A 9,121-nucleotide genomic window follows, 5' to 3' on the forward strand; every position below is an offset into this window, starting at 1 on the left:
TGTGGGCCGGGAGCATTCCGGCGCCGGGTGAGACGGGGGTGAGGGGCAACAGCCGGTGTTTCTGCATCAAGTGTCGGTTGCCCGCAACCGCCTCCGAGTCTCCCTTGCGCCTCCCACGCTTATCAAGCGAGCGTGGGCGCTTTTCTTGAGCAGGAAGTGGGGAGGCGCGCGCGTGTCGACTCCGGAGGTCATCGTCGTCGGTGCGGGTCTCGCGGGGCTGGCGTGCGCGCGGGCGCTCGTCGCCTCACGGGTGAAGGTGCTGGTGCTGGAGGGGAGTGACGCACCGGGCGGCAGGGTCCGCACGGACGTCCATGAGGGCTTCCTGCTAGACAGAGGCTTCCAGGTGTACCTGTCGGCATATCCGGAAGGCCGGCGCACGTTGGACCTGGGGGCGCTGTCGCTGCGCAGGTTCATCCCCGGCGCCAAGGTGTGGCGGGGTGGCAAGCTGCACACGGTGGCGGACCCGCTGCGCCGCCCCGTGGAGGCGCTGGCGCACCTGTTCGCGCCCGTGGGGACGTTCGGGGACAAGCTGCGCATCCTGGAGCTGCGGCAACAGGCGCTCTCCGGTGAAGTGGAGGACGTGTGGCAGCGGCCGTCTCGCACGTCGCGGCGCTATCTGGACGAGCTGGGCTTCACGGAGGCGTTGCGAGAGTCGTTCCTGCGGCCCTTCTTCGCGGGCATCTTCCTGGAGCGGGAGCTGACCACGTCCAGCCGCTTCCTGGAGTTCGTCTTCCGCATGTTCTCGTCCGGGTACGCGGCGGTGCCGGAGGCGGGGATGGGCGCCATTCCGGAGCAGTTGTCGGCGCGCCTTCCGCCGGGCGTGCTGCGGATGCGCGCGCCGGTGGCGGACGTGTGGGGGCACCGCGTGCGGCTGGCGGACGGAGAGCTGATTGGCGCCAGGGCGGTGGTGGTGGCCACGGACCCGGCGAGCGCGGTGGGGCTGCTGCCGGGCATGGTGCCACCGGTGATGAACCGGGTGACGTGCCTCTACTTCGCCGCGCCGGAGCCGCCCGTGGAGGGGCCGTGGCTGCTGCTCAATGGCGAGGGCCGGGGCCGGGTGAACAACGTGGCGGTGATGAGCGAGGTGTCACCGGCGTATGCGCCGCGGGGACAGGCGCTCGTGTCCGTGTCCGTGGTCGGCGCCACGCCGGACCTGGACACGCTGCGCGCCGAGGTGCTCGCGGAGCTGACGGACTGGTTCGGTCCGTCCGTGTCCGCCTGGCTGCACCTGCGCACCTACGCGCTTCCGCTCGCGCTGCCCGCGCAGCCTCCGGAGGCGCTGGAGCCGCCTCACCGGCCGGTGCGGCTGTCACCGGGGCTGTTCGTGTGTGGAGACCACCGTGACAATGCCTCCATCGACGGCGCGCTGGTGTCGGGCCGCCGCGCCGCGGAGGCTGTCATGAGAGAGTTGGAGCGCGAATGAGATACCCGGGGCGCTCCGTCATCGTGTTGGGCGCCGTCCTCTCGGCGGTGGCCTGCAAGTCCACCAAGAGCGCACCGGAGGCCTCGGGAGCGCAGGCGGCGCAGGCGCGGGATGCGGGGCCGTCACTCCAGCCCGTGTCCGCGTTCGCCGCCATCACGGATGAGAAGCAGCGCTCCGCCGCGCTCTTCGTCGAGGCGGGGCGTGTGATAGCGCACCCACGCTGCGTCAACTGCCACCCGGCCGATGGCGTGCCCCTGCAGGGCATGGACCAGCGTCGGCACGTGCCCGCCGTGACGGGCGGGCCCACGGGACATGGCCCTCCCGGGCTGCCCTGCACCTCGTGCCACCAGGCGCGCAACACACCGCTGGTGGGCACGACGCTGCGGAGCGTGCCCGGCAATCCGAAGTGGGCCCTGGCGCCAGCGGAGATGGCGTGGGTGGGCGTGCCCCTGGGGAAGATTTGCGAGCAGCTCAAGGACCCCGCGCGAAACGGCGGGAAGTCCCTGGAGGCGCTGCATCACCACATGGCCGAGGACGTCCTGGTGGGGTGGGGTTGGGACCCGGGCCCTGGCTTGGAGCCCGTGCCAGGCACTCAGCGTGCGTTCGGTGAGCTCATCCGCGCATGGATTGACACGGGGGCCGCCTGCCCGAGCCCCTGACACGACCTGATGGGCCTGATAGACAGCCCATTGATGAGGGACCTTCCGGATTCTGGGAAGCAGGCATTCGGCTTCGAGGAGCACCGCGCGGCGCTCATCGGCCATTGCTACCGCATGCTGGGCTCTGTCTCGGAGGCGGACGACGCCGTCCAGGAGACGATGGTGCGCGCCTGGCGCGCGATGGACCGGTTCGAGGGCCGTGCGTCCCCGCGGACCTGGCTGTACTCCATCGCCACCCGCGTGTGCCTGGACGCCTTGTCGGCGAGCGGGCGCCGCGCGCGGCCGATGGAGCTGGGGCCTGCGTACTCCATTGACGGGCCGCTGACGCCGCTGCCGGCGAACAGTTGGATTGAGCCCATTCCGGACGCGCTGGCCGTGCCCTCGGACCTGGACCCCTCCGAGCAGGTGTCGCTGCGCCAGAGCATCCGGCTCGCGTTCCTCGCGGCGCTTCAACACCTGCCCCCCAAGCAGCGCGCGGTGCTGCTGCTCGCCGAGGTCCTGGGCTGGCCGGCCACGGAGATTGCCCAGACGCTGGAGACGTCGGTGGCCTCGGTCAACAGCGCGCTCCAGCGTGCCCGGGCGACCGTGTCGGACCTGGGGCTGGAGGACTCCGAGTTCCGGGTGCCTCAGTCCGACGCGCAGGCCCTGTTGCTGAATCGTTACGTGGACGCGTTCGAGCGCTACGACATGGACGCCTTCACCGCGCTGCTTCACGAGGAAGTCACCCTGTCCATGCCCCCCTACACGCTGTGGCTCCAGGGGCACGCGTCCATCCGCGGCTGGTTCCTCGGGCGGGGGGCGGTCTGCAAGGACTCCCGGCTGGTGCGGACCGAGGCCTGTGGCTCACCGGCCTACGGCCAGTACCACGCGAGCAGTGACAGCGGGCCCTTCACGCCGTGGTCGCTCATCGTCCTGGAGCTGTCCGGTGGGCGCATCGCGGCGATGACCCACTTCCTCGATACCGAGGCGTTGTTCCCGCGGTTCGGGCTCCCCCAGGAGCTCCCTCGGTAAGGCGGGGCGGGGAAAATCTTTCTGAAAAAGGACCGATGATTTCGGTCCGCCGCTGGAGTCAAAGCCTTCGTCACCCACCCGCCCTGGAGGCGAACATGAAGGTCAGCCGTCCTCGAAAGCTCTTCCTCAACCTGCCCGTGGCCGACTTGAAGCGGTCGGTGGACTTCTTCACGAAGCTGGGCTTCGAGTTCAACAAGGACTTCACCGACGAGCACGCCACCTGCATGGTGGTGGGCGAGGACGCGTTCGTGATGCTCCTCACGCATCCCCGCTTCAAGGACTTCATCAAGAAGCCCCTGCACGACGCGAAGCAGAGCACCGCCGGCACCTATGCGCTGTCCGCCAACAGCCGCGAGGAGGTCGATGAGCTGGTGAAGACCGCGCTGGCGAACGGTGGCTCTCCCGCCGCGGACGCCATGGACCTGGGCTTCATGTACGGCGGGAGCTTCTACGACCCGGACGGCCACCACTGGGAGCTGGCCTGGATGGACCCGAACCAGATGCCGCCGCAGTAGCCAGCGGACGTGGCGTGCCGCGTGGATGCCCAGGGCTTCCGCGCGGCGCGCGGGCGCTGTGTCAGGGCGCGCTTTCGGCGGCCACCACGGGAGGCAGCCACTTGCGCAGCACGCTGGGCGAGCTCATCCGATAGATGTTGTCGTGGCGCAGGTCGGGCCGGGGTTCGACTTCCCACTTCAGGCCCGCGGGAGCGCTGGCGCGGAGGACGTCCTGGAGCCTCGCCACGGCGGGGACGATGTCGCCCGTTTCATTGGCGGAGGACACATAGAGTCCCGCGCGCAGGTCCGGCCGTGCCGCGAACCATTCACCGGCCCCCTTCACCAACGACTCCGCGTTCCACCACAGGCTGGGGCTCAGCGCGAGGTAGGTGTCGAACAGGTCCGGCTGGAGGAAGAACGTCTCCACGATGAAGTAGCCCGCGAGCGACTCGCCGATGATGGCCCGCTCCCGCGTCACCCGGTAGCGGCGCTCCACCTCCGGCATCAGCTCTTCGTGGATGAAGGCCCGGAACGCCGCCGAGCCTCCCGTGACGGGGGCGACCTCCCGGTCCGTCGCCACCGTCGTCGGCCCCGTCATGTCCCGCCGTCGCACGGTGTTTTCGATGCCCACGATGATGAGGGGCCGCAGCTCGCCCGCGCGGATGGCCGTGTCGACGGTGGTGGCCAGGTGCGGGAAGTCCTCCTTCAGGCCGCCGTCGGGCATGTAGAGCACCGGGAAGCGTGCGCCCGCCGACGTGGTGTAGCCCGGCGGCAGGTAGACGGTGATGGGGCGGGCCTCCTTCAGCTTCACGGAGTCGATGGTGAAGGTCTGGTGGGGCGGCACGGGCTCGGCCACGGCGGGCCGGGTGGTCGCGCACGCGCCCCCCAGGACGAGCAACAGCAGCCCCACCCACGTCATTGATGTCCGCATCACTTGCTCCCGCGGTGTTCGACGAGCCAAGGAGGCTCGTGACGGGGATAGTGCCCGAGCCCAGAAGGCGTCGCCAGGAGGCGCGAGCCCCGCTCAACCGCGATGGCCCGTCACCTATGCCTGTCACCCGCGCGGCCCGTCACATCACCGTCGAGCGCTCCGCCTCCTCCACGGACGTCGCGGCGCCGGGCCTCGATGCGGTGCTGAGGAGCAGCCGGCCCAGGAGGAGCGCCAGGACGGCCGCGGCGCCGCTCGCGCCCAGCACGCCCAGCTTCGCGGCGGCGAGCAGCTTCGCGTCCGTGAAGGCCAGTTGCGCGATGAACAGGGCCATGGTGAAGCCGATGCCCGCGGTGCACCCCAGCACCAGCACGTCGCGCATGCTCAGGCCGCGCGGCAACGTCGCCAGCCGCAAGCGCAGCGCCAGCCAGCAGGCCCCAATCACTCCCAGGGGCTTGCCCAGCAGGAGCCCGGTGGCCGCCGCGGCGACCACGGTCCATGAGGCCGCGTCGAGCGGTTCACTCGAAATCGACACGCCCGCGTTCGCGAGCGCGAACACCGGCATGATGCCGAACGCCACCCACGGATGCAGGGTGGCAATCAGGCTCTCCGAAGGAGACATGGCCTCGCGTCGCGCGGCGTCCACGCGGCGCAAGGTCGCGGACAGGTGATGGGAGGAGAGCGTGCCCGGCTGCGCCTGGGCGATGTGCTCGATTTCGCTCCGCGCACCGGTGACGAAGCCCTCGGTGCCGAGCCAGGCGCGCACCGGCGTGATGAGCCCGACGATGACGCCCGCGATGGTCGGATGAATCCCCGCGGAGTAGACGCCCGCCCAGGCGACGAACGCCGGAACGACGTAGGCCCACTTCGAGCGCACGCCCAGGCGCTGCATCGCGAAGACCCCCAGGATTCCCAGGGCGGCGACGAGCAGGCCCGTGATGGCCACGCCCGACGAGTAGAACAGCGCGATGACGATGATGGCGCCCAGGTCGTCGATGACGGCGAGCGCGAGCAGGAGCACGCGCAGGGCGGGGGGCACCCGGCTCCCGAGGAGCGTGAGGATGCCCACCGCGAACGCGATGTCCGTTGCCATGGGGACGCCCCATCCCGACCGGGTGGCCGGAGCGCCCCCCAGGAGGAGGTACAGGCCCGCCGGCACGACCATGCCCCCCAGCGCCGCCGCGGCGGGGAGCGCGGCGCGCCGCAACTCGGACAGCTCGCCCTGGTGGACCTCGCGGCGAATCTCCATGCCCACGACGAAGAAGAAGATGGCCATCAACCCGTCGTTGACGACCCATTCGAGGCTGCGCTCGAACGTGAAGTCGCCCATTCGGATGCCGAGCGGCGTGTGCCAGAAGTGCGCGTAGCTCTCCGCCCAGGGCGAGTTCGCCCACAGGAGCGCGATGGCCGCCGCCACGAGGAGCAGGATGCCGCTGGCCGCCTCGATGTGGAGGAAGCGCTCCAGCGGCCGGCTCGCGAGCCGCGAGAGGCGATGCAGGGGGGCCCAGGCTTCGGGCGGAAGGGGGGCTTGCCCCGGTGGCGTGGCGGTCGACATGCGCGGACCCTGTCGGCGGTGTTGCCGGCTGGGATGGCGGCCCGACCATCCATGTTCCTGCGGCGTGCATCGCCGCACCCTTCAGCTTTGGCGGCACATTCACATGGCGCGCGGCCTCCGTCGAGCGTTGTCGACATGCGCGCGGGCCATGCTTGGGCTTGCCTCCTTGGTGCCGCCTCAGCGCGCCTGGAGCGCCGCCGCCAGCCGCTCCGGCGTCAGCGGCAGCTCCCGCAGCCTGGCCCCCGTGGCGTCGAAGATGGCATTGGCCAGGGCCGCCGAAGTGGGGCCCTGGGAGGCCTCGCCCACGCCCAGGAGCGGCTCCCCAGGACGCTCGATGAGCGCGACCTCGATGGGCGGGACTTCGGAGAAGGTGAGGATGGGGTACGTGCGCCAGTCTCGCGAGGTGACGCGCCGGGCGTCGTAGCGGACCGCCTCCTTCAGGCTCCAGCTCAGCGACTGGATGAGCCCACCCTCGAGCTGGTTGGTGAGCCCATCCGGGTTGACGACCTCGCCCGCGTCGGCGGCCAGGACCGCGCGCAGCACCTGGATGGCGTGAGTTCCAGGGTCGACGCGCACCTCGATGCAGACGGCGCAGTAGCTCGCGAGGTTCTTGTAGCGCGCGAAGCCGATGCCGCGCCCATGGCCCTGGGCCCTGGGCGCGGGGGTCCAGCCGAAGCGCTCCGCCGCTTTCTGGATGACGGCCTTCGCGCGCGCGTCGTGGAGCTGCCGGAGCCGGAAGGCCACCGGGTCCACCTTCGCGGCGTGGGCCAGCTCATCCATGAAGGACTCGATGGCGAAGACGTTGCCGTAGGCCCCCAGGCCCCGAAGCGCGGAGACGCGCAAGGGCATTCGGGTGACGAGATGGGTCGTCACCTTCCGGCCCGGGAAGGCGTAGAGCGGGATGGCGTTCCGGTCCGCGGCGTAGTTCGGCGGCCCGCCATTGCCGGGCATGGGCATGCGGAAGGGCGCCGCGAGCGAGCGGCCCGCCAGCAGATTGCCGGGGTGGCCTCCAGGCCGGGTGCTGTGGGGGGTGGACCAGAGCGCATAGTCCCAGTCCAGCACGTTGCCTTCCGCGTCCACGCCCGCGCGCGCCTGCATCACCATCGCGGAGCCATACGGCTCGCAGGCGTGCTCGTCCTCGCGGGACCACTGCACGCGCACCGCGTGGCCGGGGAGGGCGCGCGCGAGCAGCGCCGCATCGGCGGCGGCGTCGTCCGCGCCATTGTGGCCGTAGCAGCCGGAGCCGGGCAGGTGCTTGCCGTGGACCCGGTCCACCGGGAGGCGGAGCATCCTCGCGATGGCCGCGCTGGTCTCGAAGACGCTCTGGCTGTGGGTGTGCAGCGTGAGGCGCTCGCCGTCCCACTCCGCCACCGCGCAGGACGGGCCAATGGCGCCGTGCATCTGGTACGGGCGCAGGTAGCGCGCCTCCAAGGTGTGCGTGGGCGCGACGTCGGTGGGCCGCGCCGTGTCCTCGATGACGCTGTCGTGGCTGGGTTGCTCCAGCAGCCAGGTGTACGGGTCCGGGGGCAGGGTGGCCTGTTCGCGCCACCGGGCGCTCTTCGCCAGCGCCGCCGCGGCCTGGATGGCCTGCCACTCCTTCGTGGCGATGACGCCCAGGAAGTCGCCGTCACGCACCACCTTCCGGACGCCCGGCATCTGCTCCACCCGCGCGGTATCCACCTCCGTGAGCGAGGCGCCCTGGGACGGCGCGCGGATGATGCGGCCATGCACCAGGTGGGCGGGCCGGAGGTCGTGCACGAAGCTCGCCTCGCCGGAAAGCTTGCCCGGCAGGTCCACGCGCGGCACCGAGCGGCCCGCGAGATGGCGCTCGATGGGAGGCTTGGGCTTCACCGTGCCCGTCGCCTCCCGGTTCAGGGCCTTCCCGCCGACGAGGCTCCAGTACGTGACGGAGGCGCCCTTCCCGCCGCCCACTCGGATGGTGCCGTCCCGCACGCGCAGCTGCTCCACCGGGACGCCCAGTTGCTTGCTGGCCAGGTCCAGCAGGATGGCGCGCACCTCGGCAGACGCGTAGCGCACCGCGGTGCCGCTCTGGGAGACGGAGTTGCTGCCGGCGGTGGTGCCTTCGTAGGGCGACAGCTCGGTGTCGCCGGAGATGAAGGTCAACCGCGAGATGCTGACGCCCAGCTCGTCCGCGCAGAGCTGCCCGAGCGCCGTCAGGATGCCCTGGCCCAGCTCCACCTTCCCCGTCTTCAGCGTGACGACGCCGTCCGCGCCGATGCGCAGCCACGCGTCGAGGCCGCGGGTGCGCCGCAGGCTCCCGGGGAGTCGGGTGGTCGCCGGAGCCGCGCCCAGGGCGCGTGGGCCCGTGAGGGCGAAGGCCAGCACCAGGGCGCCCTGGAGCACCTCGCGGCGGCTCGGGCGGAGGCTCATCGTGCCAGCGCCTCCGCGGCGCGCTGAATGGCTCGGACGATGCGGTTGTGTGAGCCGCACCGGCACAGGTTGGCATCCAGCGCCGCGCGAATCTCCGCCTCGGTGGGCCGGGGCTTCTCCTTCAGCAGGGCCGCCGCCGTCACCACCATGCCGGGGATGCAGTAGGCGCACTGGCCGGCCTGCTCGGCCACGAAGGCGTCATGGAGTGGATGCGGTGTCCCATCCGGCGCGCGCAAGCCCTCCACGGTGGTGAGGTTCCGGCCGCTCAGGGTGGCCGCCGGCACGACGCAGGCGCGCAGCGGCGAGCCATTGCTCAGCACCGTACATGCGCCGCACTGGCCCACGCCGCAGCCATACCGGGCCCCGTAAAGTCCCAGCTCGTCGCGCAGGATGTAGAGGAGGGGCGTGTCCTCGGGCGCGTCGACGGCGTGCTCGCGGCCGTTGACGTTCAGGGTGAAGCTCATGGCGCCTGCTCCTCCCGGAAGACGGTGGGCCCCGCAGCGTATCGCACGCATGCCCTGGCCCGGAGGAGATGTGGCCTGACGCGGCGATATCCCGCCACCGGGTTGCCATGCCGTGAAGCAGTGCACATCCCGGGGAGAGCGGCTGCGGCACCCGTCATGGACGCGGGTGGAGACCGCTCGCGGGAGGGCGGGTTGG

At 71.3% G+C, this 9,121-nt stretch carries 8 protein-coding genes; 4 read left to right on the forward strand and 4 right to left on the reverse strand.

Annotation, left to right across the window (positions count from 1 at the left end):
• Positions 1-172 precede the first annotated feature (172 nt).
• The 4 genes from G4D87_RS05400 to G4D87_RS05415 all read left to right on the forward strand — a co-directional run bounded on the left by G4D87_RS05400 (position 173) and on the right by G4D87_RS05415 (position 3,608).
• Positions 173-1,423, forward strand: coding sequence for an NAD(P)/FAD-dependent oxidoreductase (locus G4D87_RS05400; protein WP_205507436.1), 1,251 nt, complete (start codon positions 173-175; stop codon positions 1,421-1,423).
• Entirely contained in the window at positions 1,420-2,082 is a 663-nt protein-coding gene (locus G4D87_RS05405) for an Isoquinoline 1-oxidoreductase subunit (RefSeq protein WP_163779637.1), read from the forward strand. Before G4D87_RS05400 ends, G4D87_RS05405 begins: the two co-directional genes overlap by 4 nt.
• A 33-nt stretch (positions 2,083-2,115) precedes the next feature.
• On the forward strand, positions 2,116-3,093 hold the full coding sequence (locus G4D87_RS05410; RefSeq protein WP_205507438.1) for a sigma-70 family RNA polymerase sigma factor: 978 nt from the start codon (positions 2,116-2,118) through the stop codon (positions 3,091-3,093).
• 95 nt (positions 3,094-3,188) lie between these two features.
• Positions 3,189-3,608 (forward strand): VOC family protein, encoded by a 420-nt coding sequence (locus G4D87_RS05415; protein ID WP_163779640.1) that lies wholly within the window; start codon positions 3,189-3,191, stop codon positions 3,606-3,608.
• Between the two features lie 61 nt (positions 3,609-3,669).
• Here the strand turns inward: G4D87_RS05415 and G4D87_RS05420 are convergent, their stop codons facing one another.
• The 4 genes from G4D87_RS05420 to G4D87_RS05435 all read right to left on the reverse strand — a co-directional run bounded on the left by G4D87_RS05420 (position 3,670) and on the right by G4D87_RS05435 (position 8,925).
• Positions 3,670-4,518: an alpha/beta hydrolase gene (locus G4D87_RS05420; protein WP_205507439.1), complete on the reverse strand. Its 849-nt coding sequence runs from the start codon at positions 4,516-4,518 to the stop codon at positions 3,670-3,672.
• Positions 4,519-4,657: 139 nt separating this feature from the next.
• Positions 4,658-6,070 (reverse strand): Na+/H+ antiporter NhaA, encoded by a 1,413-nt coding sequence (nhaA, locus tag G4D87_RS05425; protein WP_163779644.1) that lies wholly within the window; start codon positions 6,068-6,070, stop codon positions 4,658-4,660.
• Positions 6,071-6,247: 177 nt separating this feature from the next.
• Positions 6,248-8,461 (reverse strand): xanthine dehydrogenase family protein molybdopterin-binding subunit, encoded by a 2,214-nt coding sequence (locus G4D87_RS05430; RefSeq protein ID WP_163779646.1) that lies wholly within the window; start codon positions 8,459-8,461, stop codon positions 6,248-6,250.
• Positions 8,458-8,925 (reverse strand): (2Fe-2S)-binding protein, encoded by a 468-nt coding sequence (locus G4D87_RS05435; RefSeq protein ID WP_163779647.1) that lies wholly within the window; start codon positions 8,923-8,925, stop codon positions 8,458-8,460. Before G4D87_RS05435 ends, G4D87_RS05430 begins: the two co-directional genes overlap by 4 nt.
• Positions 8,926-9,121: the final 196 nt, after the last annotated feature.

It is taken from the genome of Myxococcus vastator, from assembly GCF_010894475.1.
GTDB classification, from domain to species: domain Bacteria; phylum Myxococcota; class Myxococcia; order Myxococcales; family Myxococcaceae; genus Myxococcus; species Myxococcus vastator.

What these genes read in the sequence shown, in the direction of transcription:
- G4D87_RS05405 (WP_163779637.1), top strand. Translation starts at nt 1,420, where the DNA reads ATGAGATACCCGGGGCGCTCCGTCATCGTGTTGGGCGCCGTCCTCTCG.
- G4D87_RS05410 (WP_205507438.1), top strand. Translation starts at nt 2,116, where the DNA reads ATGAGGGACCTTCCGGATTCTGGGAAGCAGGCATTCGGCTTCGAGGAG.
- G4D87_RS05415 (WP_163779640.1), top strand. Translation starts at nt 3,189, where the DNA reads ATGAAGGTCAGCCGTCCTCGAAAGCTCTTCCTCAACCTGCCCGTGGCC.
- G4D87_RS05420 (WP_205507439.1), bottom strand. Translation starts at nt 4,518, where the DNA reads ATGCGGACATCAATGACGTGGGTGGGGCTGCTGTTGCTCGTCCTGGGG.
- nhaA (WP_163779644.1), bottom strand. Translation starts at nt 6,070, where the DNA reads ATGTCGACCGCCACGCCACCGGGGCAAGCCCCCCTTCCGCCCGAAGCC.
- G4D87_RS05430 (WP_163779646.1), bottom strand. Translation starts at nt 8,461, where the DNA reads ATGAGCCTCCGCCCGAGCCGCCGCGAGGTGCTCCAGGGCGCCCTGGTG.
- G4D87_RS05435 (WP_163779647.1), bottom strand. Translation starts at nt 8,925, where the DNA reads ATGAGCTTCACCCTGAACGTCAACGGCCGCGAGCACGCCGTCGACGCG.